Origin of the sequence: Streptomyces sp. NPDC048623 (assembly GCF_040650755.1) — a bacterium.
Taxonomy (GTDB): Bacteria; Actinomycetota; Actinomycetes; order Streptomycetales; family Streptomycetaceae; genus Streptomyces.
The window spans coordinates 123,973-150,272 of the sequence record NZ_JBEZHV010000013.1 but is presented as its reverse complement, the minus strand read 5'-3'; the positions used below and the strand labels follow the sequence as shown (position 1 = coordinate 150,272).

17 protein-coding genes are annotated in these 26,300 nt (G+C 73.8%); 6 read left to right on the top strand and 11 right to left on the bottom strand.

Translation table 11 applies throughout. The features are described from left to right. Positions 1-55 precede the first annotated feature (55 nt). A complete protein-coding gene (locus AB0C73_RS20425; protein ID WP_362531836.1) occupies positions 56-487 on the bottom strand; it encodes a hypothetical protein in 432 nt (143 codons plus the stop codon). Positions 488-789: 302 nt separating this feature from the next. On the opposite strand from AB0C73_RS20425, the gene AB0C73_RS20420 reads away from it, so the two are divergent. After that, on the top strand, positions 790-2,097 hold the full coding sequence (locus AB0C73_RS20420) for a globin domain-containing protein (protein ID WP_362531833.1): 1,308 nt from the start codon (positions 790-792) through the stop codon (positions 2,095-2,097). 16 nt (positions 2,098-2,113) lie between these two features. Here the strand turns inward: AB0C73_RS20420 and AB0C73_RS20415 are convergent, their stop codons facing one another. The 3 genes from AB0C73_RS20415 to AB0C73_RS20405 all read right to left on the bottom strand — a co-directional run bounded on the left by AB0C73_RS20415 (position 2,114) and on the right by AB0C73_RS20405 (position 6,613). Further along, positions 2,114-3,757 (bottom strand): serine/threonine-protein kinase, encoded by a 1,644-nt coding sequence (locus AB0C73_RS20415; protein WP_362531830.1) that lies wholly within the window; start codon positions 3,755-3,757, stop codon positions 2,114-2,116. Beyond that, positions 3,754-4,356 carry a hypothetical protein gene (locus tag AB0C73_RS20410; protein WP_362531827.1) on the bottom strand — a complete coding sequence of 201 codons (603 nt, stop codon included), beginning with the start codon at positions 4,354-4,356 and terminating at the stop codon, positions 3,754-3,756. Before AB0C73_RS20410 ends, AB0C73_RS20415 begins: the two co-directional genes overlap by 4 nt. A gap of 103 nt (positions 4,357-4,459) precedes the next feature. After that, the gene (locus tag AB0C73_RS20405) at positions 4,460-6,613 is read right to left on the bottom strand and encodes an N-6 DNA methylase (RefSeq protein WP_362531824.1); all 2,154 of its coding nucleotides are present in this window, start codon (positions 6,611-6,613) and stop codon (positions 4,460-4,462) included. Positions 6,614-6,804: 191 nt separating this feature from the next. Between AB0C73_RS20405 and AB0C73_RS20400 the strand changes: the two genes are divergently transcribed. Both AB0C73_RS20400 and AB0C73_RS20395 read left to right on the top strand, forming a co-directional pair. Next, positions 6,805-7,545: a hypothetical protein gene (locus tag AB0C73_RS20400; RefSeq protein ID WP_362531821.1), complete on the top strand. Its 741-nt coding sequence runs from the start codon at positions 6,805-6,807 to the stop codon at positions 7,543-7,545. A 154-nt stretch (positions 7,546-7,699) separates the two neighbouring features. After that, positions 7,700-8,455 (top strand): hypothetical protein, encoded by a 756-nt coding sequence (locus AB0C73_RS20395; protein ID WP_362531819.1) that lies wholly within the window; start codon positions 7,700-7,702, stop codon positions 8,453-8,455. Positions 8,456-8,546: 91 nt separating this feature from the next. Here the strand turns inward: AB0C73_RS20395 and AB0C73_RS20390 are convergent, their stop codons facing one another. Then, entirely contained in the window at positions 8,547-9,299 is a 753-nt protein-coding gene (locus tag AB0C73_RS20390) for an N-acetyltransferase (protein ID WP_362531817.1), read from the bottom strand. Between the two features lie 256 nt (positions 9,300-9,555). On the opposite strand from AB0C73_RS20390, the gene AB0C73_RS20385 reads away from it, so the two are divergent. Then, entirely contained in the window at positions 9,556-10,833 is a 1,278-nt protein-coding gene (locus tag AB0C73_RS20385) for an SGNH/GDSL hydrolase family protein (RefSeq protein WP_362531815.1), read from the top strand. Positions 10,834-10,867: 34 nt separating this feature from the next. Here the strand turns inward: AB0C73_RS20385 and AB0C73_RS20380 are convergent, their stop codons facing one another. From AB0C73_RS20380 to AB0C73_RS20365, 4 genes are all read right to left on the bottom strand, one after another. Then, on the bottom strand, positions 10,868-12,886 hold the full coding sequence (locus tag AB0C73_RS20380; RefSeq protein WP_362531812.1) for an NACHT domain-containing protein: 2,019 nt from the start codon (positions 12,884-12,886) through the stop codon (positions 10,868-10,870). Between the two features lie 36 nt (positions 12,887-12,922). Further along, positions 12,923-16,453 (bottom strand): transcription-repair coupling factor, encoded by a 3,531-nt coding sequence (gene mfd / locus AB0C73_RS20375; protein WP_362531810.1) that lies wholly within the window; start codon positions 16,451-16,453, stop codon positions 12,923-12,925. 234 nt (positions 16,454-16,687) lie between these two features. Beyond that, on the bottom strand, positions 16,688-19,279 hold the full coding sequence (locus tag AB0C73_RS20370) for an FtsX-like permease family protein (RefSeq protein WP_362531807.1): 2,592 nt from the start codon (positions 19,277-19,279) through the stop codon (positions 16,688-16,690). Continuing rightward, positions 19,276-20,064 carry an ABC transporter ATP-binding protein gene (locus AB0C73_RS20365; protein ID WP_362531804.1) on the bottom strand — a complete coding sequence of 263 codons (789 nt, stop codon included), beginning with the start codon at positions 20,062-20,064 and terminating at the stop codon, positions 19,276-19,278. Before AB0C73_RS20365 ends, AB0C73_RS20370 begins: the two co-directional genes overlap by 4 nt. Positions 20,065-20,388: 324 nt before the next feature. On the opposite strand from AB0C73_RS20365, the gene AB0C73_RS20360 reads away from it, so the two are divergent. Both AB0C73_RS20360 and AB0C73_RS20355 read left to right on the top strand, forming a co-directional pair. Then, positions 20,389-22,071 carry an MFS transporter gene (locus AB0C73_RS20360; RefSeq protein WP_362531802.1) on the top strand — a complete coding sequence of 561 codons (1,683 nt, stop codon included), beginning with the start codon at positions 20,389-20,391 and terminating at the stop codon, positions 22,069-22,071. 49 nt (positions 22,072-22,120) lie between these two features. After that, positions 22,121-22,375 carry a hypothetical protein gene (locus AB0C73_RS20355; protein ID WP_362531799.1) on the top strand — a complete coding sequence of 85 codons (255 nt, stop codon included), beginning with the start codon at positions 22,121-22,123 and terminating at the stop codon, positions 22,373-22,375. 39 nt (positions 22,376-22,414) lie between these two features. Here AB0C73_RS20355 and AB0C73_RS20350 read toward each other — a convergent pair whose 3' ends face one another. Together AB0C73_RS20350 and AB0C73_RS20345 are read right to left on the bottom strand one after the other, a co-directional pair. Next, positions 22,415-23,329, bottom strand: coding sequence for a cellulose-binding protein (locus AB0C73_RS20350; RefSeq protein WP_362531796.1), 915 nt, complete (start codon positions 23,327-23,329; stop codon positions 22,415-22,417). A gap of 148 nt (positions 23,330-23,477) precedes the next feature. Then, on the bottom strand, positions 23,478-26,063 hold the full coding sequence (locus AB0C73_RS20345) for an SUKH-4 family immunity protein (protein ID WP_362532051.1): 2,586 nt from the start codon (positions 26,061-26,063) through the stop codon (positions 23,478-23,480). Positions 26,064-26,300: the final 237 nt, after the last annotated feature.

Sequence of the window (26,300 nt, the reverse complement as noted above, 5' to 3'; positions counted from 1 at the left end):
CGTAAGGGGCCGGTCCCATAGGACCGGCCCCTTACCGACGTCTCGCGGCGAAGACTTACTTCGCGGAGACCTCCTCAAGGCAGAGCACGAACTTGTCCGGGCCGTACTGCTGTGCCAGCGCCCCGTACTTGTTCTCGTCGCACTTGTTCAGATCGAAGGTGCCCTTGTGCACCTGGGCGACCTTGAACAGGTCCGGCTTGCCCGAGGAGCAGTCCTGGGTGTCGACCTTGGGCTTGTCGTCCGGGCCGGTCACGGTGACACAGTCGCCGACCTCGGCGTGGACCGGGGTCTTGCCGGCGAGGAAGTCGAGGCCGAAGCGCGCGCCGTACGCCACGCCGACCTTCACGATGCCGATGACCACGAGGAGCACGACGAAGACGATGATCGCCTTCAGCTTGCCGCCCTTCTTCTGCGCGGGCTGCTCGGGCTGGGGCGCGGGCTGGCCGGGCGCGGCGGCGAACGGGTCGGACGGCTGAGGCGTGGTCATCTCGGGATCCTTGAACGGCGTGGACATGATCGAACGCGCACGTTACACAGCGCAAAATCACCAAATCGGACCAATCGCTTCCGTTTCCCATTCCGGTACGCACTCGTGACCCTGCCGCACTGTCAGAAAACCGCCACAAGATCATCTATTTCGTCCCTGAAAAGGGCCGAACGGCCCTTCCCACCAGGGACTTTCGACAGCACACAGGGGCCGGTCGCCCCGGGGCTCCACGTGAACATCGCGTGATCGGATCGCGAAGGAGAACTGTCCACCGGCATTCAGGGAGACACGGAGCTGTGGGGATGAGCGGGCACCAGGACGACTACCACGCCTTGCTCGCGCGGCACGAGGCGATGCGGCTGCGCAACCAGCTGCGGTCGTCCGGCCGCGCCGACGACGGCGGGCGGCGGCCTGCGGTGAGAGCGACCGTAGCGGCAACGGCCGCGGGAGTCGAGAGTTATGACGGAGCTGCCGATCAGGCGCTCATCGGGAGGCACCTGGCGGCCGTCACCCCGTTCGGGGATCTGATCGACCGGCTCTACGCGGCGCTGTTCGGCCGCCACCCCTACCTCAGGCGCCTGTTCCCCGACTCGATGGAGTTCCAGCGCTCCCATCTGGAGCGTGCCTTCTGGTACATGATCGACCACCTCGACCGGCCCTCCGAACTGGCCGCCGAGTTCGCCCGCCTGGGGCGTGAGCACCGCAAGCTGGGCGTGCTGCCGGTGCACTACGAGGTGTTCGAGGCCTCCCTGGTCGACGCGCTGCGCCGGACCGCGGGCGGCGCGTGGAACGCGGAGGCGGAGGGGGCCTGGATACGCATGCACCGGTTCGTCGCCGCGTCCATGGTGGCGGGCGCCGACGACGCCCTGGGCGAGCCCGTCGCCTGGAACGCCACCGTCACCGGGCACGAGCGGATCGGCGCCGACCTGGCGATCCTGCGGGTGCGGCCCGCCGAGCCGTACCCGTACCGCGCCGGGCAGCACGCGCGCGTGGAGACGCCGCTGCTGCCGCACACCTGGCGGCCGTACACCCCGGCCTGTGTGCCCGGCGAGGAGCTGGAGTTCCATGTGCGGCGCACCGGGCCCGGCGGGGTCAGCGACGCGCTGGTCACGCACACCGGCGTCGGGGACGTGCTGAAGCTCGGCGCGGCGCAGGGCACCGCCACGCTGGAGGAGGACCCGGTCCACGACGTCCTGATCGTCGCGGGCGGCACCGGCTGGGCGCACGCCAAGGCGCTCCTCGACGAGCTCTCCCGGCGCCGCCCGGCGGGCGTGACGGCCCGTCTCTTCCTGGGCGCCCGCGACGCCTCGGAGTTCTACGACCAGGCGGCGCTCGAACGCCTTGAGGCCCGCAGCCCGTGGCTGGAGGTGACGCGGGTGGCCGAGGCCCCCGGGGGCGGCACGGCGGGCGCGGAGGGCCGCAGCGCGCTCCTGGACGCCGTCCTCGGCTCCCGTACGGACTGGTCGAAGCACCTCGCGTACGTCAGCGGCCCCACCGGCCTCGTCGCCGCGGCGGCCTGGCACCTCACGGAGGCGGGCCTGCCGCCCTCGCAGCTGCGCCACGACCCGATGCCGGTCGCGTCCACGGCGGCGCACGCCCTCCAGGTGTAAGGGGCGCGGCGGGCGATCAGCCGTAGTAGCCCGTCCCGTGGGCGCCCCGCGGGTCCATCTGCCGCTGCCGGTCGAGCACGCGCCGCAGGTCGGCGGCGAGCGGGTGGTACGGGCCCTGGTCGCGCTCCACGTCGTAGAGCAGCGCGGTCAGGTGGGACACGGCGGCGGGCTGCTCGCCGGTGGCGAGCATGAGCAGACCGATGCGGTGGCGGATGTCGAAGGCCCGCTGCCGCAGTTCGGGGTCCGCGGCGGCGCCCTGCTCGTGGTACGGCAGAAGCGCGCGGAACTCGGTGAGCGCCGCCGCCGGGTCGCCGAGCTGCTCCAGGCACAGCGCCGCGTCGTAACGGAAGCGCAGGGTCTGCGGGTCGTACGGGCCGGCCTCGGCCACCCGGTCCTCGGCGAGGCGGCGCAGCTCGGGCAGCGCCCGGCGGTACTGGCCGTCGTCCATCAGCGTCGTCGCGTACTGCTTGCGCAGGATGCGGACGACCGGCGAGCGCTCGCCGTGCTCGGCCGCGGCGGCCGGGAGGATGGCGCCGAGGACGTCCACGGCCTGGGTGATCGAGCCCTCGCCGAGGAGCCGCTTCACCTCGTCGACGGCGGCGGCCACGTCCGGCCGGGCGCCGGGCGCCGGGGGCACCGTCGGCGGCGCGGGCACGGGCACGGGCGAGGGCGCCGGGATGGCCGCCCGGTCGGGCCACGGCGCGTGCGGGCGGCGGAAGGGGCGGGTCGGGTCGAGCGGCCCAGTGGAAGGGCTGCCGGACAGGCCGCCGGACAGGCCACCGGACGAGCCGAAGGCGGGGCCCGGCATGCCCGGCACCCCCGGCGCAGGCAGCAGCGGAAGCAGTCCCTCGTACACCTCCTGGGCGCCGGACGGGCGCGCCTGCGGGTCCTTGGCGAGCAGCCGGAGCACCAGCGCCTCCAGGGCCTCCGGCACCTCGGGACGCACCTGGCGGACCGGCACCGGCGCGTCGTGGAGGTGGCGGTGGAGCACGCCGAGGGCGGTGGAGCCGGCGAACGGCACGTTGCCGCTGAGGAGTTCGTGGAGCAGCACGCCGAGCGCGTAGAGGTCGGTGTACGGGCCGACGACGCCGCCCATGGCCTGCTCGGGCGCCATGTACGCGGGCGTGCCGATGGGTGAGCCGGTGTGGGTGAGGCGGGTGGTGTCGGTGTCGAGGACGGACGCGACGCCGAGGTCGAGGACGGTGACGGTGCCGTCGGGGCGGACCATCACGTTCCGCGGCTTGAGGTCGCGGTGCACGATCGGCACCGCGTGCACGGCGGCGAGCACCGCGCACAGCTGGGCGGCGACGGACACCGCCCACGGCCAGGGGTACGGGTCGTGCTCGGCGAGGTGGTCCGCGAGGTCGGCGCCCTCCACGTACTGCATGACCAGATACAGCTCGTCGCCGTCGCTGCCCGCGTCGTGGACGGTGACGAGGCCCGGGTGGTCGACCTGTGCGGTCACCCGGCACTCGCGCACGAAGCGGCGGCGCAGCTCGTCGGCTGCGGTCGCGGGGCCGCTGATGGCGGTCGGGCTGAGCAGCTTGACCGCGACCCGGCGGTCGAGGCGTCCGTCGTACGCCGTCCACACCTGGCCCATGCCGCCCTGGCCGATGAGGGTGGCCAGCTCGTAGCGCCCGCCGACGACCCGGCCGTTCATCTACTGCCGTCCCGGGGGTCCTTGCGAAGGAGGTCGCTGAGCTCGTCGAGCTCGGCGCGGACCTGGTCGATGCGGGGGCTGGGAGGCGTGAGGGGCTGCGGCTGGGGCGTGGGCTGCGGCTGGACGGGCGGGAAGCCGTAACCCTGCTGAGGCTGCTTGGCCTGCTGGGACTGCTGGGGGACCTGGTGCTGGTGCCGCGGCATGGTGGGCGCGTACGGGTTGTACGGGGCGGGCGGCGGGACGGGGCCGCGCAGGCGTATCCGGTCGTGGCGGATGTCCACCACCAGGTAGTACGCGGTGAACGCCGCCGCGGTCAGCAGGATCGTCGCCACGACGATGTCGGCCTGGGTCGTCTCGATGTCCTCGCCCTCCGGCATCAGCACGATGCAGGCGCCGAGCACCACGATCGAGACGCCGAACAGGATCCAGTCGATCACCCGCCGGGTCAGCAGGGCGATGCGCAGCGCCGTCGCCCAGGTGAGGAAACCGATGCTGAACAGCGGCAGCAGGGTGAACAGCACCCTCAGCACGATGACCGACGCCGGCACGCCCTGCCGCTGCGGCGGCGTGGCGGGCGGCGGGTACCCCTGGCCGTACATTCCTGCTCCTGGTGACCTGAAAAGCCCGACTGTCGGAGATGAGCGTATACACCGACTCCGACAGGCACCCAGGGGTTGTGCATAACCGTGTTCGGGCCGTTGTTCAGGGCGCGACCGTGCCGTCCGCGAGGCCGTCGTACATGCCCTGCACCAGCTGTTCGCCGAGCCGTCCGGCGAGCCGCAGCGCCTCCTCGAACTCGGCGAGCGCGCGGAACCGGGCGCCGTAGCGCCGCTGTTCGGCGAGCGGCAGGCGCGGCAGCTGGAGGCGCCGTACGTCGAGCCGGGTGGCGGTCGAGGCGTACGAGCTGGCCTGCCGCTTGTTGGCGGTGGCGCGCAGGAAGCCGGCCAGGAACCAGGGGTCGACGGCGGCCGGGTCGGGACGCAGGAGGTGCACGTTGCGGCCGAGGGCGGCGCCCGCGGTGGCCGCGTCGACGACCCGGGCGACGGCGCCGCCGCCGAGGACGGGGACGACGACGTCGCCGGCGGCGAGCAGCACCGGTTCCTCGGCGGGCTCGCCGGGCGGGGCCTCGGGGAGGGTGCCGGAGGGCGGCTGGGCGGCGAGGACGTCGGTGTCGGTGAGGACGGGGACGCGGACGGGGGTGCCCGCGGCGGCCGAGCCGGTGCCGCCGGCGTGGAGGGTGAGCGCGCCCGCGCGGGCGAGTTCGCCGACGGTCGTCGCGGTCCGGTGGACGCCGAGGGCGCCGACCGCGCCGTCGATGTCGGTGGCGGGCGGCGGGGTCAGCTCGCGGGTGCGGCGCAGGGTGGCCGTGAGGCGGTCGCGTACGCCGTCGAGCTGGGCCGCGCCCTCGGCGGCGGCGGGCGGCGGGAGATGTCGGGCGGGGGCCAGGTCGACGTCGTCGTCGAGGAGTTCGATGACGGGCACGGAGCGGCTCGCGCCGGGGGTCTCGGCGAGCGTGCCTTCCTGGTCGAAGGGGTGCCAGGCGGCGAGGACGGCGGTCTCGACGGCGGGCCAGTCGAGCCGGTCGCGGCCGGTGGCTCCGCCGGCACCTCCGGCGCTGCTTTCGGGCGCCGTGTCGACGAGGAGCAGCTCGGCGGGCGGGCGTTCGCCGGGGACGGGCTTGCGCAGCACCCAGAGGTGGAGCGGGATGCCGTACGGGGGTGCCGCGCCGGCCGGCAGGGCGACGACGGCCCGCAGCGCGCCGCGGCGCAGCAGGTCGGCCCGGATGCGGCGGCCGGAGCGGCGGGAGGCGGCGGCGGGCGGCATGAGGAGGACGGCGGTGCCGCCGGGGCGCAGCCGGGCCAGGGCGTGCTGGACCCAGGCCAGCTCGGACTCCGTACGGGCCGGGAAGCCGTACTCCCAGCGCGGGTCGTAGGCGAGCTCGTCGTGGCCCCAGTTGCGCTCGTTGAACGGCGGGTGGCAGACGACGGCGTCGGCGGCGAGGGCGGGGAAGGCGTCGGCGCGGAGGGTGTCGCCGGGGAGGACGTGGACGGCGGGACCCTTGCCTGCCTTGCCGGTCCTGCCGGCCCGGCTCGCTCTGCCTGTCTCGCCGCCGAGGGCGAGGCGGAGAGCGGTGAGGGCGGCGAGGTCGGGGTCGGCGTCCTGGCCGTAGAGGGCGGCTGCGGGGCTCCCGCTGTCGGCGCGGGTGGCCGCGCGGAGGAGGGCGCCGGTGCCGCAGGCGGGGTCGAGGACGGTGGCGGCGGGGCCGGCGAGGGCGGCCATGAGGGCGGCGGGGCCGGGCGGGGTGAGCGTGTACTGGCGCGGGTTGGCGTCCAGGTGACGCCCGAGCAGGAACTCGAAGGCGTCGCCGGGGCTCGTCTCGGCGACCAGTTCGGCGGCGCCGCGCAGGAGGGGGACGGACGGGACGAGCTCGTGGGCGGCCGGGGTGCGGACGGAACGGGTGGCCCCGAGGCGCTCGGTCAGCGTCTCCTCCAGGGGTACGGGGAGGAGTTCGGCGAGGCGGGCGTCGGGCGCCGCGGCGAGGGTGGGCCAGGCGCCGGCCCGGTCGCGGACGAGGAGCAGCGCGCAGCCCGCGTGCACGAGGGCGGTGACGGCGCCGGCGGGGTGGCCGGCGACCTGCTGCCAGACCCGCTCGCCGAGCGGGACCTCGGCGAGCTTGCCCTGGGCGCGCAGCCAGGACTCGACGTCGCCGAGGGCGAAGGACGGGCTGGTCTCGGTGCCGCCGACCGGCTTGGGGAAGTCGGCGTGGCGGCGGCGCCAGTTGCTCACGGCCGCCCGGCCGACTCCCGCGAGGCGGGCGATGCCCGCGGCGGTCACCTCAGCTGCGCTCTCCGGCACGTGCCTCATCTCCCCGTCCGTGGGTCCCTGGCTCCAGTGTGACGCCGATCTTACGCGCGAACACCCGATTCACTACTTCACAGTGTGAGCCGATCAGTTTTTTGTGAACCGTGTTGACTCGGTTCACAGTCTCTGCTGTGATTGACCCATCGCAAACGGAGTTCACAGCAGCCCCGGAAGGTGCCTCAGTCATGTCTCAGAACACGAACGGCCAGCAGGAGCAGCGCAACTGGTTCGCCCGCCACAAGGTGCTCACCGCGGTCGGCGCGGTCGTCGCCGTCATCGTGATCGGCTCGGCGGTGGGTGCCGGCGGCGGCAGCGGTGACAGCGACTCCCCGAAGGCCGGCGGTCAGCAGGAGCCGGCGAAGAAGGGCGCGGACAAGAAGGACGGCGCCACGGGCGGTGCCGGGAAGACCGAGGAGAAGAAGGCCGTCACGGTCGACGGCGACGGCGACCACGAGGTCGGCAAGGACGTGAAGCCCGGCCTCTACCGCTCCACCGGGAACGGTGACGACGCTGGCTGCTACTGGGAGCGCGCCAAGGACTCCTCGGGCGAGACCGACTCGATCCTCGCCAACGACAACGTGACGGGCACCAGCTACGTCCAGGTGGCGGCCACGGACAAGATCTTCAAGTCCTCCGGCTGCAAGTCCTGGGAGGCCGTGGACCCGAAGGCCACCGGCACCCCGAAGAACGAGCTCAAGGGCAACGGCGGCATGTTCAAGGTGGGCGTCGACATCGCCCCCGGCACGTACAAGTCGACCGGCAACAAGGACGACGCGTGCTACTGGGAGCGCGCGAAGGACGCCAGCCACAGCACGGACGCGATCCTCGCCAACGACAACGTCTCGGGCACGGCGATCGTCAAGGTCTCCGCCTCCGACGCCTACTTCAAGTCCACGGGCTGCGGCGACTGGGTCAAGACCGGCTGACCCGGCGCGCCCCCGCGCCCGGCGGGGGCCGGCCGGCCCGGGGCCCCGCACCTCTCCCCCCGTACCCCTCTGACACCCGCACTCCCCCGCACTCCCCCGTAACCCCCGTACTCCCCCGTACGACCCCCATCCCCCCTCGGAGAACCGAACCGTCATGTCTGCCACCGTCCGCGCCCGCCGGGCCGCCCTCGCCGCCACCCTCTGCGCCGTCGTCACGCTCGGCGCGACCGCCTGCGGCCCCTTCTCGGACTCCACGCCGCCCAAGGCCTCCGGCCCCTTCGGGGAGCTGACCGGCCCGCAGATCGTCGACAAGGCGATCGCGGCGACGAAGACCGCGAAGTCGCTGAGCATGGACCTCGACCTCAAGACCTCGGACGGCCCCCTGAAGGGGTTCGTGTCCACCGACGTCCAGGGGCAGTGCGCGGGGACGCTGACGATCGGCACGACGGGCACCGCCGAGCTGATACGCCCCGCGGACAAGGCGGTCTACCTCCGCTTCGACGAGGCCTTCCTCAAGGAGCAGTCGAAGGGCGAGTCGGCCGACGTGCAGGCGGCCGTGCTCAAGGAGATGAAGGGGCGCTGGGTGAAGACCGACGCCAAGGACCCCGACGCCAAGGACATGCTCGACCTGTGCGACCTGAAGGCGCTGCTCGCCGACTTCGAGCAGGACACGGCCGGCACAGTGCAGGGCGAGGAGACGACGGTCGGCGGCGCGAAGGCGCTGACGCTGACGCAGACGTACCAGGGCGGCGAGAAGGACACGTTCTACGTGGCCACGGAGGGGAAGCCGTACCTGCTGAAGATCGTCACGACGGGCGGGGACGAGCCGGGCACGATCGTCCTGTCCGGCTACGACAAGCCGGTCACGGCGAAGGCGCCGGCGAAGAAGGACGTGGTGGTCACGGACTGACTCCGAAGCGAGTCAGCCGGCAGGAACGCGAAAGGCGTGACGGCCTCCGGAGGGGGGCGGCCGTCACGCCTTTCGCCTGCGTGGGCCGGGGTCAGAGCACGTGCCGGACCCAGATGTTCGGCTCGACGTAGACCGCGTAGCCGCGGGCGGTGTCGCAGTGCACCGGCACCAGGGCGCCGGGGACCTCGACCGGCCCGTCGGTGTCGAAGGCCAGCCCCGTCCAGGACCGCCACTGCTCCACGGACCCGCCGATCGTCATCGACGCCGGCGCCACCTTGACGACGCTGCCGCCCGCGCGCACGTGCACGCGCAGCCACGGGTCGTGCGGCAGCCCGTCCGACTCGCGGGTGCGGTGGGCGTACTCGTGGATGGAGGCGGCGGCCTCCAGGTGCTTGCCGTTCGGGCGGAGCGGGGCGACGAGCTCGGCGTGCCCGAGGCGGCGGGCGTTGTCGCGCATCGCCGAGAGCATGCGGTGCGACAGACCCTGGCCGAGCGCGCCGGTGTCCACGGTGATCTCGATCGCGCTCACCGTGTCCGGCGTCCGCCCGTGCCGCAGATCCGAGAACGCCCACAGCAGCACCTGGTCCCACCCGGTGTCCGGCAGCTCCCCGCGCCCCTCGGCCTTCAGCGCGAACGGCACGCTGAACCCGCGCGCCACGACGTCCTCGCCGTCGGGCCCGTCGGTGGCGACGAGCACGTACTCCGGGAACTCGGCCACGATGCGCCCGATGTGGCTCCAGCCCACCGGGTCGTACATCATGAACTCCGGCCAGAGGTCCTTCATCTGCCACAACTTCCCGGCGAGAGCGGGCCGCTCGGCGAGGGTGGTGATGTACACGTCCATGCCGGTGAGGCTAACCGCCCTCCGCCGCCTCGTCGTCAGGTTTTCGCCGCGGAACGGGACGCCCGGCACCCGCTCGACGCGGGTCCAGCCCCTCCAACCACGCGTTTCGCCTCCGGACTGCTCGGTTCCGGCGGAGGTGCGGGTTCCGCTCAACTCTCCGACAATGAAAGGGAATAGCCCGGGTCGATCACGCCTTGTCCCTGTCACACGCAGTCACGCCGGCAACGGCGGCAGCAACGACAACGGGGGACCGGACATGACCAGCCGCACCACGCTTCGGAGCGCAGGGCTCGCCCTGCTCGCCGCACTGACCCTCACGAGCACCCTCACCGGCACGCCCGCCGCCGCGGCGCAGCCTGCCGGGCAGGGTGGCGCCTGGCAGGGCGCCTGGGCCACCTCGCCGCAGGCTCCCACGGCCCCGTTCGGCCCGAACTGGTCCACGCAGGGCTTCGCCGACCAGACCGTGCGCCAGGTCGTGCGGGTCACGTCGGGCGGCACCAGGGCCCGGATCGAGCTGAGCAACCGCTACGGCGGCGCCCCGCTGCGGATCACCGGTGCCACGGTCGCCAAGACCGCCGGCGGAGGTGCCGTGCAGCCCGGTTCGGTGCGCGCGCTGACCTTCGGCGGCGGCCGCGGCTCCGTCACGATCCCCGCGGGCGGCACCCTGGTCAGCGACGGCGTGCCGTTCAGGACAAGCGCCCTGGAGTCGGTGACCGTCACCCTCTACCTCGCCGGGCCGACCGGCCCCGCCACCTTCCACCACTTCGCGGGTGCCACGAGCTACCGCGCGACCGGCGACCACCGGTCCGACGCGTCCGGAGCGGCCTTCACCGAGCGCAGCGCCTCCTGGTACTACCTGTCCGGCGTCGAGGTCTCCGGCGGCCCGCGGGGCCACCGGGACCGCGACGGCATCGTCGCCTTCGGCGACTCCATCACCGACGGCGTCGGCGCCGCCCCCGACGCCGACAACCGCTACCCCGACGAGCTCGCCGAGCGCCTCGCCGACACCGGCCGCCCGCGCCCCGTCCTCAACCACGGCATCGGCGGCAACCAGGTCACCAACGACGTCACCTGGGCGGGCGAGGCCGCCACCGCCCGCTTCCGGAAGGACGTGCTGACGGAGAAGGGCGTCGGCACGGTGATCCTCCTCGAAGGCATCAACGACATCGGCGGCAGCGGCCCCGCCTTCCCGGGAGGCCCCACCCCCGAGGTCTCCGTGAACCGTCTCATCGAGGGCCACCGCACCCTCATACGCCAGGCCCACGCCCACGGCATCAAGGTCGTCGGCGCGACCCTCACCCCGATCAAGGGCTCGTTCTACGACACCCCGGAGAACGAGGCCAAGCGGGACGCGTTCAACGCGTGGGTCCGCACCTCGGGCGCGTACGACGCGGTCGTCGACTTCGACCGGGCCGTCGCCGACCCCGCCGACCCGGACCGCATCCTGCCCGCCTACGACTCCGGCGACCACCTCCACCCGGGCGACGCGGGCTACACCGCGATGGCCGGGGCGCTGGACCTCGACGAGCTGTAGGCCCGACCGTGCCGGTGCGGCACCCCGTACGCCCTCACGGGGCGGGGTGCCGCACCAGCCACTCCTGGAACTCACGGTGGCGGAACTGGTAGACGGCGCCGGAGGTACGCATGAGCCCCGCGGCGACGGACCAGTCGAGGAAGCGGACGAGGCGGAGCGGCAATCGGTGCACGTTGCGCAGACGGAACAGGCCGTAGGCGAGGAGCCTGGCCATGAACACCATGCTCAGAAGAACCAGCGCGGGAACGAGGGTGAGATCCTCCGGCGACAACGAGCCCCCGGAGGGCAGCAGGTACACGAAGGCCGGGACGGCGCCGGCCAACAGCAGCAACATGAGGAACTGGCCGCGGAGTTCAGCGACCGGACCCGCAGTCGCGCGGTCGACCTCCTCCAGGGTCGCGTAGCCGAGGACGAGGGCGAGCCCCAGCGTCGTGACCCCCACCAGCAGCGCGATCTCTTCACCGCCGAGCTCCCCCGTTCCGAGCTGCCACACCGAGACCAGCACGACGGTCAGCATCGCGAAGCCCCGGAAGCTCCGGGTCAGCCTGCGCACCGCCTGCCGCAGACTCAACCACCACTGCCGGCTGCCGAGCCGGGGCACGGCAAGGAACCGGGGCGCCTCCGCCCCGCTGCTGAGAAGCACCCCCACACCGGCCCCGCCCGCCATCAGCACACCGGCGCACATCGCCACCGACCGGAGGGCCATGCCCAGCTCGGCCTGCCAGAGGGACAGCACCAGCCACAGCCACACCGAACACACCGCCCCGACCAGCGGGACGCGCACCGCCCACCTCGGCACCCGGTTCCCGAGGTCGAGCAGCACCAGATCCGTCCGCGCCGCGCTCCCCTCCCCCAGCAGCTCCGCCAGCGTCCGCAGCCCCCGGTGTATCCGCTCCGGCGCGTAACGCCCGGCGCCCACCAGGGTGTTCGCGGACGAGGCGGCGATGAAACGGGAGAGCAGCAGGTCCCCCGCCTCCGCCTCCGTACCGGCGCGCAGCAGTTCGCCCGGGTCGCCGTCCCAGTCGTACGCCACCGCCGCGAGCGTCAGCCGCCACGGCGTGGACAGGGTCCGGGCGAGCACGCCGCCGGGGCGGTCGCGCAGTTCGTCGAGGAGCGGCTGCCACAGGGCGGGACGGCGGGCCGCGCCGCGGGCGGCGAGGAAGTCGCGGGCCCGGTCCGCGGTGACAGGATCGATCGCGATGCGGGCCGCGTCGAGGACATGGCCGCCTCCCGTCTCCTGGGCGTCGTAGGCACGGGTACGGCAGGTCAGGACGAACGGCGCGGGTTCGGTGCCGTCCTGGTGGCGGGCCAGGACCTCCAGGGCGCGGCCGGCCCGGGAATCGGCCCTGGTGACGCCCTCCTCGCCCTCCTCGTCCATCTCGTCGAGGCCGTCGAGCACGGGCAGCACCATGCGGGCCGCGACGACCTGCCCGGCGGACTTCGCCGACAGCCCGTAGTCCCGCCGCAGGCGCCGGGTCAGCCAGTCCCGCAGCGGTTCACGCGTGTCCCAGTCCGCGAGGGAGACCAGGACGGGCACGGGTTCGTCCTCGGCCCGCACCCGGTTGAGCTCCATGACGAACTTGCGCGCCAGGACGGTCTTCCCGGCGCCCGGTTCCCCGGTGATCACGAGACGCCGTGGCCGTAGCCGCCGGAAGTCCTCCACGACCTTCTCCAGCCGGCCCTCCGGGCTCGCCGGCAGCCGCGCCGCCCGGGCGCTCGCGTACCGGCGGAAGGTGAAGGTGACGTCGATGGCCCTGAGGTCACCGCCGAGCGAACTCATCCACTGCGGCTCACCGGCCGCCTTCACCTCGCGGGCGAGCCGCGCGACGGCCGCCGCCTCGCCGGACTCGCTCCGCGGCCACACCGCGACGGCCAGGACCACGGCGGCCACGCCCGCCGCCATCGCGACGAGGTCGGTCCGGTCCCCCAGGCCCAGGGCGTCCTCCTCCCGGCCCGCCAGGGCCCAGAACACCGTCGGCACGACCAGGACCGCCACCGCGATCCCGGTCAGCCACGCCCGTCTCGTCGCGCTCCCGCGCCCCCCGTCCGACATGGACGCCATGCTGCCGGACGGGGACCGCGCGACGCATCAGGATCCGAGGATGTCCGCCAGGAACTCGCCCGTCCACGCGAGCAGTTCGCGCCCCACCACCGGCTTGCCGCCGATCTTGCCCGTCGTCGGGCGCGGGACCAGGATCTGGTGGACGGCCGGCTTGATGACCGTGCGCGGGTGGAGGCGCTTCAGGCGCAGTTCCTGGGACTCGCGGAGTTCCACCGGGGCGAAGCGGATGTTGGGGCCCTGGAGGACGATCTCGCCGACGCCGCAGGCGCGGGCCAGCATGCGCAGGCCCGCCACGAGGAGGAGGTTCTCAACGGGCTCGGGCAACTTGCCGTAGCGGTCGGTGAGTTCCTCGCGTACGGCCTTGATGTCGGCCTCCGAGTTGGCGGAGGCGATGGCGCGGTAGGCCTGGAGGCGCAGGCGCTCGCCGGGGGCGTAGTCGTGGGGGACGTGGGCGTCGACCGGGAGCTCGATCTTGACCTCCAGCGGGGCTTCTTCCTCCTCGCCGCCCTCCATCTGCGCCCGGTAGTCGGCGACGGCCTCGCCGACCATGCGGACGTAGAGGTCGAAGCCGACGCCCGCGATGTGGCCGGACTGCTCGCCGCCGAGCAGGTTGCCCGCGCCGCGGATCTCCAGGTCCTTCATCGCCACGTACATGCCCGCGCCCATCTCGGTGTGCTGGGCGATCGTCGCCAGGCGCTCGTGGGCGGTCTCCGTGAGCGGCTTCTCCGGCGGGTAGAGGAAGTACGCGTAGCCCCGCTCGCGGCCCCGTCCGACGCGGCCGCGCAGCTGGTGCAGCTGGCTGAGGCCGAAGTTGTCGCCGCGCTCCACGATCAGCGTGTTCGCGTTGGAGATGTCGATGCCGGACTCGACGATCGTCGTCGAGACGAGCACGTCGAACTTCTTCTCCCAGAAGTCGACCACGACCTGTTCCAGGGCCTGCTCCGACATCTGGCCGTGCGCGGTCGCGATCCGCGCCTCGGGCACGATCTCGCGCAGGCGGGCGGCGGCCCGGTCGATGGACTCGACACGGTTGTGGATGTAGAAGACCTGGCCCTCGCGCAGGAGTTCGCGGCGGACGGCCGCGCCGATCTGCTTCTCCTCGTACGGGCCGACGAAGGTGAGGACCGGGTGCCGCTCCTCCGGCGGGGTGGTGATCGTCGACATCTCGCGGATGCCGGTGACCGCCATTTCGAGCGTACGGGGAATGGGGGTGGCCGACATGGTCAGGACGTCGACGTTGGCCCGGAGCTTCTTCAGCTGCTCCTTGTGCTCGACGCCGAAGCGCTGCTCCTCGTCGACGATGACCAGGCCCAGGTCCTTGAACTTCGTCTCGGAGGAGAACAGGCGGTGGGTGCCGATGACGACGTCCACCGCGCCGTCCTTCAGGCCCTCCAGGGTCGCCTTCGCCTCGGCGTCCGTCTGGAAGCGGGACAGTGCCTTCACGCTGACCGGGAACTGGCCGTACCGCTCGGAGAAGGTGCCGAAGTGCTGCTGAACGAGCAGCGTCGTCGGGACGAGGACGGCGACCTGCTTGCCGTCCTGGACGGCCTTGAAGGCGGCCCGTACGGCGATCTCGGTCTTGCCGTAGCCGACGTCGCCGCAGATCAGGCGGTCCATCGGGACCGTCTTCTCCATGTCCTCCTTGACCTCGGCGATGGTCGACAGCTGGTCGGGCGTCTCCGCGTACGGGAAGGCGTCCTCCAGCTCGCGCTGCCAGGGGGTGTCGGGGGCGAAGGCGTGGCCGGGCGCCGCCATCCGGGCGCTGTAGAGCTTGATGAGGTCCGCGGCGATCTCCTTGACCGCCTTCTTCGCGCGCGCCTTGGTCTTCGTCCAGTCCGCGCCGCCGAGCCGGTGCAGTGTCGGCGCCTCGCCGCCCACGTACTTGGTGACCTGCTCCAGCTGGTCGGTGGGGATGTAGAGGCGGTCGCCGGGCTGGCCGCGCTTGGCGGGGGCGTACTCCACGAGCAGGTACTCGCGGGTCGCGCCCTGGACCGTGCGCTGGACCATCTCGATGTAGCGGCCGACGCCGTGCTGCTCGTGGACGATGTAGTCGCCGGCCTCCAGGGTCAGCGGGTCGATCGTCTTGCGGCGCTTGGCCGGCATCCGCTGGCCGTCCTTGCCGGCCGCCTTCTGGCCGGACAGGTCGGTCTCGGTCAGGACGGCGAGCTTGAGCGCCGGGTCGACGAAGCCGTAGTCGATCGAGCCGCACGCCACGTGCACGACGGACGGGGCGATCTCGGCGAGGTCCGCGTCGAGGCGGGCGGCGATGCCCTCGCCGCCGAGCACCTCGACGGTACGGGAGGCCGGGCCGTGCGCCTCCGTCACGTACACCGTGCGCCAGCCGTCGGCCAGCCAGCCCTTGGTGTCGGCGAGCGCGCGGGCGGTGTCGCCGCGGTACGTCTCCGGGGCGTGCATGCCCAGCTTGAGCGTGTCCTTGTCGAGGTCGGCGTCCGCCGCGAACGGCGACACCGACCACCACATCATCCCCAGCTCGCGCGCCCGGTCCCGGACGTCCGCGATCCCCCACAGCGAGGCCGCGCCGACGTCGATCGGGGCCTCTCCCCCGCCGGCCGTCGCCGCCCACGAGGCCTGCAGGAACTCCTGGCTGGTGGCCACCAGGTCGGCGGCCCGGGTGCGGACCCGCTCGGGGTCGCAGACCACGGCCATCGAGCCCTTGGGAAGGACGTCGAGCAGCAGCTCCATGTCGTCGACGAGGACCGGGGCGAGGGACTCCATGCCCTCGACCGCGATGCCCTCGGCGATCTTGTTGAGCAGCTCGCCGAGCTCCGGGTGCTGCTCGGCGAGGGCCGCGGCCCGCTCCCGTACGGAATCGGTGAGGAGCAGTTCACGGCAGGGCGGCGCCCACAGACCGTGCTCGGCGACTTCGAGCGAGCGCTGGTCGGCGACCTTGAAGTAACGGATCTCCTCGACGTCGTCGCCCCAGAACTCGATCCGGAGCGGGTGCTCCTCGGTGGGCGGGAAGACGTCCAGGATGCCGCCGCGCACGGCGAACTCGCCGCGCTTCTCGACCAGCTCGACCCGGGAGTACGCGGCGGCCGCGAGGCCCTCGATGATGCCGTTCAGGTCCGCGGTCTGCCCGGTGCGCAGCGCCACGGGCTCCAGGTCGCCGAGGCCCTTGACCTGCGGCTGGAGCACGGAGCGGATGGGCGCGACGACGACGCTGACCGGGCCGGCGGCCGGGTCGTCGGCGGACGGGTGGGCGAGGCGGCGCAGCACGGCGAGGCGGCGGCCGACCGTGTCGGAGCGGGGGGACAGGCGCTCGTGCGGGAGGGTCTCCCAGGACGGGTAGTCGACGACCCGGTCCGGGTCGAGGAGCGAGCGCAGGGCCGCGGCCAGGTCCTCGGCCTCGCGCCCGGTCGCGGTGACGGCGAGCACGGGCCGGCCGGCCTCGCGGGCGAGCGCGGCGATCGCGAAGGGGCGGACGGCGGGCGGGCCGACCAGGTCGACGTGCATGCGGTTGCCGTCCGTGGCGGCCTTGACCGCTTCTGTGAGTGCGGCGTCCTTGACGACGGCGTCCAGCAGACCGTGCAGGCTCATGAAGGGTCCATCCCGGCGAAGGTGGGCAACGCGAACGACCCGACACGTCTCACGGGCCGGGGGCTCCCAGCCTACGACGCGCCACGGACACCCGCCGCCGAGCCGGGGCCGTACAGACGCGGGCCCGGCCCCGCCCCGTACGCCACTCGGGCGGGTACGGGGCGGGGCCGGGACCGGGACCGGGACCGGGAGCGCGGGCTGCGGGCGGGACGGCGGCGTACCGCCGGACAGGCCCTAGTCCGTCGCGATCGCGTTCAGGACGTTCATCCGGCCCGCGCGGAACGCCGGGACCAGGGCCGCGAAGAGGCCCACGAAGGCCGAGCCGACGAAGACCGCCGCGATCGTCGGCCACGGGATCTCCAGGACGCCGAGGCCCTCCAGGGCGAGCAGCTTCTGGGCCGCCGTGCCCCAGCCCATGCCGAGGCCCAGGCCGAGCAGGGCGCCGAAGAGGGCGATGACCACCGACTCCAGGCGGATCATGCGGCGCAGCTGGCGGCGGGAGAGGCCGATGGCGCGCATGAGGCCGATCTCGCGGGTGCGCTCGACGACCGACAGGGCGAGGGTGTTCACCACGCCGAGCACGGCCACGACGATCGCGAGGGCGAGGAGCCCGTACACGATGTTGAGGAGCTGGCCGACCTGGTCCTGGAGGTCCTTCTTGTAGTCGGCCTGGTCGGCGACCTTGTACTGCGGGTACGGCTTGAGCGCGTCCTTGAGGGACTGGTAGGCGGCCTCCTCCTGGCCGTTCTTCGCCGTGGCGAAGACGATCATGCTGCGGGGCAGCTTCTCCGCCGGGACGTACTGCGCGGCGGTGGTGACGCTGGTGTACTTCACGCCCTTGTCGATGTTGTTGTCGTCGGACGTGATCGCCGCGACCCGCAGCGTCGCCCGCCGGCCGCCGGCGAAGGCGACGGTGAGCCGGTCGCCGAGCTTCACGCCGTGCTCGTCGGCGTACGTGCTGCCGACGGACATGGCGCCCGGCCCGTACGCGTCGGAGAGGGTGCCGGCGGTGGTGTCGCGGCGCACGTCCTGGGCGTACGAGGGGTCGGCGGCGACCAGGCCGGTCTTGTCGCTCCTCCCCTTCGGGTCGGTCACGGTGGCCTCGACCCACTTGTACTCGGTGACGTGGTCGAGTCCGGCCGCCTTCTCGACGGCGGCCTGCGCCTGCGGGACGACCGGCTGTCCGTTGGTGGACTGCACGATGAAGTCGGCGCCGACGGAACGGTCGAGTTCCTCGGTCGCGGAGGCGACCATGGAGGAGTCGACCACGGACAGGCACGCGACGAGCGCGAGGCCGATCATCAGGGCGGCACCGGTGGCGCCGGTGCGGCGCGGGTTGCGCAGGGCGTTGCGCTCGGCCATCCGGCCGACCGGCCCGAAGATCCGCAGGACGAGGACGCCGAGGACGCGGACGACGACGCCGGAGAGCAGCGGTCCGACGACGACGAAGCCGAGCAGCGAGAGGACCACGCCGAGGCCCAGCCACATCGAGCCGGGGCCGGCCTCGTCGGCACGGGTCGCGGCGAACAGCGCGGCGGCGCCGGCGGCGGTCAGGACGAGCCCGAGGGCGCCGCGCACCCGGCCCGCCCTGGCGTCGGCGGGGGTGCCCGCGTCGCGCAGGGCGGCCATCGGGGAGACCTTGGCGGCCCGGCGGGCGGGCACGAAGGCGGCGAGGAGGGTGACGACGACTCCGAGGACGATGCCGACGACCGGGGTGGTCCAGCGGACGGTGAGGTCCTGGGTGGACAGCTCCATGCCCATCTGCGACATCAGGTTCATCAGGCCGACGGCGAGGCCGACGCCGGCGGCGACACCGGCCGCCGAGCCGACGAGGCCGAGGAGCAGTGCCTCGACGAGGACGGAGCGGTTGATCTGGCGGCGGCCGGCGCCGATGGCCCGCATGAGGCCGATCTCGCGGGTGCGCTGGGCGACCAGCATCGAGAAGGTGTTGACGATGAGGAAGATGCCGACGAGGAAGGCGATTCCGGCGAAGCCGAGCATCGCGTACTTCATGACGTCGAGGAAGCCGGCCATGCTCTCGCGGCCGGCGTCGGTGGCCTCGGCAGCGGTCTGCAGCTTGTAGTGCTCGCCCTTGGGGTCGCCCAGCTTCGCGGCGACGGCGGCCTTCAGCGTCTCGTCGCTCACGCCGTCCGCCGCGTCGACGGTGATCTGGGTGAACAGGCCTTCCTTGCCGAGGAGTTCGCGCTGGGCGGTGACGGTGTCGTAGTAGACGAGGGTGGCGCCGGGGTTGGTGACCTTGAACTCGACGATGCCGGAGATCTTCGCGGTGAAGTCGCCGGTGACGGCGATGGTGCGCAGCTCGTCGCCGATCTTCAGGTGGTGCTTGTCGGCGGTGCCGGAGTCGACGAGGACCTCGGTGGGGCCGCGCGGCGCGTGGCCGGAGGCGATGTCGACCGAACGCAGTTCGACGGGCGTCCAGTTGGCGGCGATGGTGGGGGCGCCGGAGGTCGGACCGACGTTCTCGCCGTCGGCGTCGACGACGGTGACGGACATCGAGATGACCGAGCCCTGGACGTTGCGGGCGCCCTGGACGCCCTTGATCTGCTCGACGAGCGAGGCGGGCAGGGTGGCGGGGCGGCCGCTCTGCGGGATCTCGTCGTTCGCGGTGGCGTCCTTGGGGTTGACGCTGACGTCGGAGGCGGTGGTGGCGAAGAGCTTGTCGAAGGTGGTGTTCATGGTGTCGGTGAACACCAGGGTGCCGCAGACGAACGCGACGGAGAGGAGGACGGCGACGGCGGAGAGCGCCATGCGGCCCTTGTGCACGAAGAAGTTGCGCAGCGAGGTCTTGAGGACGGTGCCGCTCATGAGGTCCGCCCGCGCGCGTCGAAATCCTTCATGCGGTCGAGGACCTGGTCGGCGCTCGGGGAGCGCATCTCGTCGACGATGCGTCCGTCGGCGAGGTAGAGGACGCGGTCGGCGTAGGAGGCGGCGACGGGGTCGTGGGTGACCATGACGATGGTCTGGCCGAGCTCGTCGACGGACTGCCGCAGGAAGCCCAACACCTCCGCTCCGGCACGGGAGTCGAGGTTTCCGGTCGGCTCGTCGCCGAAGATGATCTCGGGCCGGGCGGCGAGCGCGCGGGCCACGGCGACGCGCTGCTGCTGGCCGCCGGACAGCTGGTTGGGCCGGTGCGCGAGGCGCCCGGCGAGGCCGACGGTGTCGACGACCCGGTCGAGCCACGCCCGGTCGGGTCTGCGGCCCGCGACGTCCATGGGCAGCGTGATGTTCTCCAGCGCGCTGAGCGTGGGCAGCAGGTTGAAGGCCTGGAAGATGAACCCGATCCGGTCGCGCCGGAGCCGGGTGAGCTTCTTGTCCTTCAGGCCGGTGATCTCGGTCTCGTCGAGGAAGATCTGCCCGGCGGTCACGGTGTCGAGCCCGGCCAGGCAGTGCATGAGCGTGGACTTGCCGGAGCCGGACGGCCCCATGATCGCGGTGAACCGCCCGCGCTCGATGTCCACGTCGACATGGTCGAGCGCGACGACCCGGGTCTCCCCGGAGCCGTAGGCCTTGACGACCTGCCGCGCCCGAGCGGCGACGGCCGTCCCCCCACCCGTATCCCCGTGCCTGGGGATGGTCACAGCCGAAGTCACGGTATGTCTCCTATGTCTGCTGTCTGCGTATACGCGTCGGTGTTCCGCGTTCGAGTCTGGCCGGGGAGCGGGGGCCGGAGCACTGGTGCCAGGCGCACTCTTCGCCCTGGGGTTATCCGCAGGGCCGAAGGGGCGCTTCCCGTAAGAACAAGCTAAGGAGGGAAGGGGCCCCGGCTCGTCCTCCGCCGGGACGAAGCGTCCCTGGGCTGCATGGGGGAGGAGCCCCTAGGGGTTTCTCCACCCCTGGTCGGGGTGAGAGGCTGATCCGGGCGCACTTAGATGTACGAAGCATCCGTCTTGCGCAGGGGCGGGAGAGGGGACGTGGTGTCCGAGGCGACCACGAGACAGACGGCGGCAGCAGGAGGAGGGGGAGGAACGGGAGCGGGAAGCGCGGACGGGACCCGGCGCGGGCCGGTCGTCGCGGCGCTGATGCTGGCCATGGCGCTCGCCTCGCTCGACGGGACGGTCGTGTCGACCGCCGTGCCGCAGATCGTCGGCGACCTCGGCGGGCTCTCCGTCTTCTCCTGGCTGTTCTCCGGCTATCTGCTCGCCGTGACCGTGACCCTCCCGGTGTACGGCAAGCTCAGCGACACCTTCGGCCGCAAGCCGGTCCTCATCGCCGGCATCGTGCTGTTCCTGATCGGCTCGGTGCTGTGCGCGTCCGCGTGGAACATGGGCTCCCTGATCGCCTTCCGGGTCGTCCAGGGCCTCGGCGGCGGCGCGCTCCAGGGCACGGTGCAGACGATCGCCGCCGACCTCTACCCGCTGAAGGAACGCCCCCGTATCCAGGCCCGGTTGTCCTCCGTGTGGGCCACCTCCGCCGTCGCGGGACCGGCGGCCGGCGGGCTGCTCGCCGGGTACGCGGACTGGCGCTGGATCTTCCTGGTCAACCTGCCCGTGGGCGCGGCGGCGCTGTGGCTGATCGCCCGCTATCTGGTGGAGCCGGGGGCGCCGGCGGTACGGGCCGGGGCCGGCGCGCAGGGTGACGGCGGACGCGGTGGCGGCGAGCCCGGGGCCGGCGGACGCGGGCGCGCGCGGGTGTCCGTCGACTGGGCCGGGGCGCTCGCCATCTTCGGCGCGGGCACGCTGCTGCTCACCGCCCTGGTGCAGGGCGGGGTGGCCTGGCCGTGGCTCTCGGTGCCGTCGCTCGGCCTGTTCGCCGGGTCGGCGCTGCTCACCGCCCTGACCGTCGTCATCGAACGGCGGGCCGCCGAGCCGATCATCCCCGGCTGGGTGTGGCGTCGGCGCACCATCGCCGCCGTCAACCTCGCCCTCGGCGCGCTCGGGCTCCTGATGGTCGCGCCGACCGTCTTCCTGCCCACGTACGCGCAGGCCGTCCTCGGCCTCGGTCCGATCGCGGCGGGGTTCGTGCTCTCCGCGATGACCCTGAGCTGGCCGGTCAGCGCCGCCTTCTCCAACCGGGTCTACACCCGCATCGGCTTCCGCCAGACCGCGGTCCTCGGCATGGGCCTCGCGCTCCTGGTCCTGCTCGCCTTCCCGCTGCTTCCCTTCCCCGGCGAACCCTGGCAGCCCGCGCTCCTGATGCTCGCGCTCGGCGCCGCGCTCGGCTTCTTCCAGCTGCCGCTGGTCGTCGGGGTGCAGTCGACCGTCCCGTACGAGGAGCGCGGCACGGCCACCGCGTCCGTGCTGTTCGTCCGCCAGGTCGGACAGAGCGTCGGCGCCGCGCTGTTCGGCGCCGTGGCCAACGGCGTCCTCGCGGCGCGCCTCGGCGGCGGGGTCGGCGGCGCCGGGGGCGGCGGGGGCGGCGATCTGGACGGTCTGATCAGCGCCCTGGAGACCCCGGGCGCCCTGACCGGCCCTGCCGCCGACCAGGTGCGCCGCGCGGTCGACGCGGCCGTCGACTACGTCCACCTCGGCGCGGCGGGCGCGGCCGCCCTCGCGCTCCTCGCCCTGCTCACGATCGCGCCGCGCCGCTTCCCGGTCCTGAAGGAACAGGAGGCACAGGAGGCACAGGCGGAGGAGCAGGAGCCGACCGCGAAGACCTGAGCGCGTTATCGCCTTGCCGCGCCGGTGAGGTCCCGTGGATGCTGGGCCGATGCCAGGGCAACGGAAGAGAAAGCGGCAGCGGGAGAGGGCGCGGCAGACCGCCGCGCGCCTCGCACAGCAGACCGGCACCTGGGACGTACGGTTCGTGACCCAGGACCCAGAGGAATTCCACGCCTACGTACGCCAGTTGCGGGAGTCGGAGCCGAACCTGGACTGGGAGACGGTGCGCCTCGACCACTTCTGCGGGCGTCTGGTGCACCCGAACACGTACCGGCTGAGCGTGTTCGTGCCGGACTCCCCGTAGGGGAGCCCGCGCGGACCCGTAGGGGGAGCCCCTAAGGCTTCACGCCGTCTCCTCCCCGGGATCGGGCTCGGGCTTCGGGCCGGTCACCCGGCCCGTCAGGGCCGCGAGGGACGAGCGGATGTGGTCCATGTGGGAATGGATCTGGTCGCGGGCCCGCTCGTGCTCCCGCAGCACCCGCTCCGTCGCCCGCTCGATCCGCTCCTGATCGAGGCGCGCCGCGGCCAGGAGTTCCGCCGCCCGGGCCGCCGCGTCCTCCTCCCGGTGGCGGGCGTCCTCCCGGGTCCCGGCGAGGTGCCGGTCGGCCTCGGCCCGTACGCCCTCGGCGCGTTCGTCGAGCTCGGCGTGGCGGGCCTGCTGCTCGGCGAGCCGGGCCGCCGCCGCGCGCTCGGCCTCCTCCCGTACCGCCGTCTGCTCCTCGTCCTGCCGCGCGAGCAGCTCCGCGGCCTCGCGCTCGGTGGCCTCGAAGGCGGTACGGGCCTCCTCCCGCTGCTCCTCGGCGTCGCGGCGGGCGGCATCGGTCAGCTCCGCGGCGCGCTCGCCGGCCGCCTTCAGGGTCGCGCGGGCCGTCGCGTCGGCCGCCGAGCGGACCCCTTCCGCGTACGCCTCCGCCGCCTCGGCCGCCTCCCGGGCCGCCGCGTCCGCCGCCTCGGCGAGCGCTTGGGCCGCGGCCTCCGCGTCCCGTACCAGCGTCTCGCCCTCGGCCTCCGCGAGCTCCAGGATCTTCCGGGCCCGCGCCCCCAGGGACTCGTAACGCTGCGGGGCGAGCCCGGCGACGGTCTCGCGCAGCCGGGCCGCCTCCGCCGCCCTCTCCTCGGCCAGGACGCTGAGCCGCGCCGCCCGCTCCCCCGCCTCGTCGCACTCGGCGGACAGCGCGGCCAGGAAGCGGTCGACCTGCTCGGGCCGGTAACAGCGCCCGCGCCCGAAACCTCCGGAGAATCCGACCGAGAAACTCATCCCTGACGCCCCTTCGACGCTGCGATGCCGCGACGCTTCGACTCCCTTATGTCCTCAAACATCAAGGATGCGGCATCAGAACGGACAAAAGGCGCCTGATGTGGATACACATCGAGCGCCCTTCGTCACATTGCGTCCATGCTCCTCGCTACAGCAGGCCGTCCCACATCTGTTCGAGCAGCACCGACCACCAGCTCTCCGGCGACGACAGCGCCGCCGGGTCCAGCATCGCCAGCTGCGCCTGGAAATCGGTCGTCCAGCGGCCCGCCTGCTCCGGGTTGAGCCCGAACCGCAGCCGCCACATGCGCCCGAGCAGCGCCAGACAGCGCACGAACTCCGGAAGCCCGGTGTTCACGAACTGCGGCGGCACCGACTGCCCACCAGGACCGGCCTCCACCGGTACGGCCACGATGTTCGCCGTCCCGTACTGGACACAGATCGCCCGGCCGAAGTCCGAACCGAGCACCAGGTACGAGCTCGCGTCCGGCGCCGGCTGCACCTGCCGCTGCGCCGCCAGCTCCGCGAGCGTCGGCACCACCGGCATCGCCGGCTGCGCCCAGAAGAACGGACCGAAGTCGGCCGGCAGGCCCGCCCACACGAGCGTCACCGCCACCAGCTCCGGCACGCCCTGCCGCGACACCGCGCGCTGGTCGAAGCGCAGGATGCCCGGGCCGAACGCCCCGGCCAGCTCCTGCGCCACGCCGTCCGGCGGCAGCGGCGGCGCCGGCTGCACCTGCGGCAGCGGCGCCCGCACCGGCGCGGGCCGCGCCGGGCCGTCCGCGACCTGGTGCAACTCGCCCTGGTGGGTGAGCAGTTGCCGCATGCCCTGCTGGCGTCCGGCGTGATCCCGGCCGTACGGCGCGATGTTGGTGATCCGCGCCTGCGGCCAGGTCTCCCGGATCATCCGGGCGCAGTAACCGCCCGGCAGCTCGCAGGACTCCAACTCCGTGTGCAGTTCCAGCACTTGCTGCGGCGGCACGTTCATGGCGCGCAGCTCGTGCAGGATCTGCCACTCGGGGTGCGGGGTGCCCGGCGCGGAGCGGCGGATGAGCTGCTGCTCCGAACCGTCGGGCGCGCGGTAGCGCAGCACGGCCTGGTAGCCGGGGCCGACGGTCGGCACACCGGCCGGCATGCCCGGCTGGGGGTAGCCGTACGCGCCACCGGGGCCGGGGCCCTGCTGCGGACCGGGGCCCTGCTGCGCGAGCGGCGCGGGCGCCGGTCCCGGCGGCGGGGGCGGCCCGGCCTGACCACCCATCTGGCTCGGCTGCGCCAGCATCGTCGCGGCATGCGCGATACCGCCCGGAGGCGTACCGCCACCACCGCCCGGGACACCCGGCGGCGGGGGCGGGGGCGGCGGCGTACCCGGACCGCCCGGACCCATCTGGTCAGGGTGCGCCAGCATCGTCGCCGCGTGCGAGACCCCGCCCGGAGGCGTACCGCCACCGCCACCCGGAACACCCGGCGGCGGGGGCGGAGGCGGCGGCGTACCCGGACCGCCCGGACCCATCTGATCGGGGTGCGCCAGCATCGTCGCCGCGTGGTGCACGGCCGGCGGCGGGGTCGGCGGACCGGGCGGCGCCGGCGGGCCGTCGGGCAGCTGCGACACCAGCTGGGTGCGCACGTAACCGCCGGGCGGCGGCGTGGCCTTGCTCGTCGCGGCATCGGCGATGTCCGCCGCACCGGCGGGCCCGGGCGGGGGCCCCGGCGGCTGCGAGGGCGGGGCGACCTGGCCGCCCTGGCCGAAGGTGCCGTCCGCGTTCAGGCGCGGCGCGATGGCGGTCGCCGGCAGCGCGCTCCCGCCCTTCATCAGCGCGGTCGGCGCGTCCGCACCCACCACGGGCCGCGGCGCATCCTCGTCATCCGCCCCCGAAAGCGGCGGCGCGAACACCGTCGCCGGCAGCGGTACGGCCCCGTCGGCCCCGCCCGCACTCGCGTTGGCGTCGGCCCAGGGGCTCTGGCTCTGCGGGGGGATGGGGGCGGGGGGCGTACCGGGCGCCGAAGAAGCACCCGGCCACGCGGGCGCGACCGCGTCCGAGGCCTCCTCGGACGGAGCCGACGCCGGAGCCGCGGACGCGGCGGGCGGCGTGGCGCCGACGGGCGCAGCAGGCGAGGCGGGGGCGGGCTGCCCGGCGGTCTGCGCCGAGCCGGGCGCCGAAGAAGCACCCGGCCAGGCGGGCGCGACCGCGTCCGAGGCCTCCTCGGACGTGGCCGACGCGGGAGCCGCGGAGGCGGCGGGCGGCGCCCCGGTCGGCAGGCCCGTCGTCGGCATCGACGAAGAAGGCACCGGCCCGGCGTTCGGTCCAGCGGCGGCGCCGGCCAGCGGCGCAGCGGTCCCCGCGCCGGCACCCGGCTGACCGGCCTCCGGGGTCGGCGACGCGGAACCCGGCGCTGCCCCGGTCGGCTCGGCGCCGGCCAGCGGCGTGGACGACGACGATGAACCGGGCCCGGCGTCCGGCCCGGCGGCAGCCGGCGTCCCGGTCGAAACCCCTGCCGCAGGGGTCGCCGACGCAGGAGTCGTCCCCGCGGCGGCACCCGCCGCCGGCGTCGACGACGAAGAACCCGGCGTGACAGCCGACGGCCCGGTCGGCTGGCCAGCCGCCGGGGTCGACGGAGAACCGGACGCGCCGCCCGGCGCCCCGGCACCCGCCGACGGCCCGGTCTGCGCCGCGCCCGCAGGCGCCCCGCCACCCGGCACCCCAGCGGATCCGTCGGCCGCGGCGGCAGCCGACGGCATGCCCGGCGCCGCACCGGCACCCGGCCCGGCCGGTGCCGCACCCGGCACACCTGGCGCCCCAGCCGGCCCAGCGGTCGCAGCAGCGGCCGACGGCACGCTCGGCGCCCCGCCCGGCACACCCGCCACCGGCGTCGACGGCCCGGCCGACGCGGCACCAGCACCCGGCCCGGTCGGCACCGCACCCGCCGGAGCGGCACCCGGCGCACCCGGCCCGGCCGGCGCCTCACCCGGCACACC

Excerpts from the sequence above, each read along its gene's own strand:
- AB0C73_RS20370 (WP_362531807.1), bottom strand. The coding sequence starts at position 19,279 with ATGAGCGGCACCGTCCTCAAGACCTCGCTGCGCAACTTCTTCGTGCAC.
- AB0C73_RS20380 (WP_362531812.1), bottom strand. The coding sequence starts at position 12,886 with ATGTCGGACGGGGGGCGCGGGAGCGCGACGAGACGGGCGTGGCTGACC.
- AB0C73_RS20425 (WP_362531836.1), bottom strand. The coding sequence starts at position 487 with ATGACCACGCCTCAGCCGTCCGACCCGTTCGCCGCCGCGCCCGGCCAG.
- AB0C73_RS20395 (WP_362531819.1), top strand. The coding sequence starts at position 7,700 with ATGTCTGCCACCGTCCGCGCCCGCCGGGCCGCCCTCGCCGCCACCCTC.
- AB0C73_RS20390 (WP_362531817.1), bottom strand. The coding sequence starts at position 9,299 with ATGGACGTGTACATCACCACCCTCGCCGAGCGGCCCGCTCTCGCCGGG.
- AB0C73_RS20415 (WP_362531830.1), bottom strand. The coding sequence starts at position 3,757 with ATGAACGGCCGGGTCGTCGGCGGGCGCTACGAGCTGGCCACCCTCATC.
- AB0C73_RS20400 (WP_362531821.1), top strand. The coding sequence starts at position 6,805 with ATGTCTCAGAACACGAACGGCCAGCAGGAGCAGCGCAACTGGTTCGCC.
- mfd (WP_362531810.1), bottom strand. The coding sequence starts at position 16,453 with ATGAGCCTGCACGGTCTGCTGGACGCCGTCGTCAAGGACGCCGCACTC.
- AB0C73_RS20385 (WP_362531815.1), top strand. The coding sequence starts at position 9,556 with ATGACCAGCCGCACCACGCTTCGGAGCGCAGGGCTCGCCCTGCTCGCC.
- AB0C73_RS20355 (WP_362531799.1), top strand. The coding sequence starts at position 22,121 with ATGCCAGGGCAACGGAAGAGAAAGCGGCAGCGGGAGAGGGCGCGGCAG.
- AB0C73_RS20345 (WP_362532051.1), bottom strand. The coding sequence starts at position 26,063 with ATGCCGTCGGCTGCCGCCGCGGCCGACGGATCCGCTGGGGTGCCGGGT.
- AB0C73_RS20410 (WP_362531827.1), bottom strand. The coding sequence starts at position 4,356 with ATGTACGGCCAGGGGTACCCGCCGCCCGCCACGCCGCCGCAGCGGCAG.
- AB0C73_RS20350 (WP_362531796.1), bottom strand. The coding sequence starts at position 23,329 with ATGAGTTTCTCGGTCGGATTCTCCGGAGGTTTCGGGCGCGGGCGCTGT.
- AB0C73_RS20420 (WP_362531833.1), top strand. The coding sequence starts at position 790 with ATGAGCGGGCACCAGGACGACTACCACGCCTTGCTCGCGCGGCACGAG.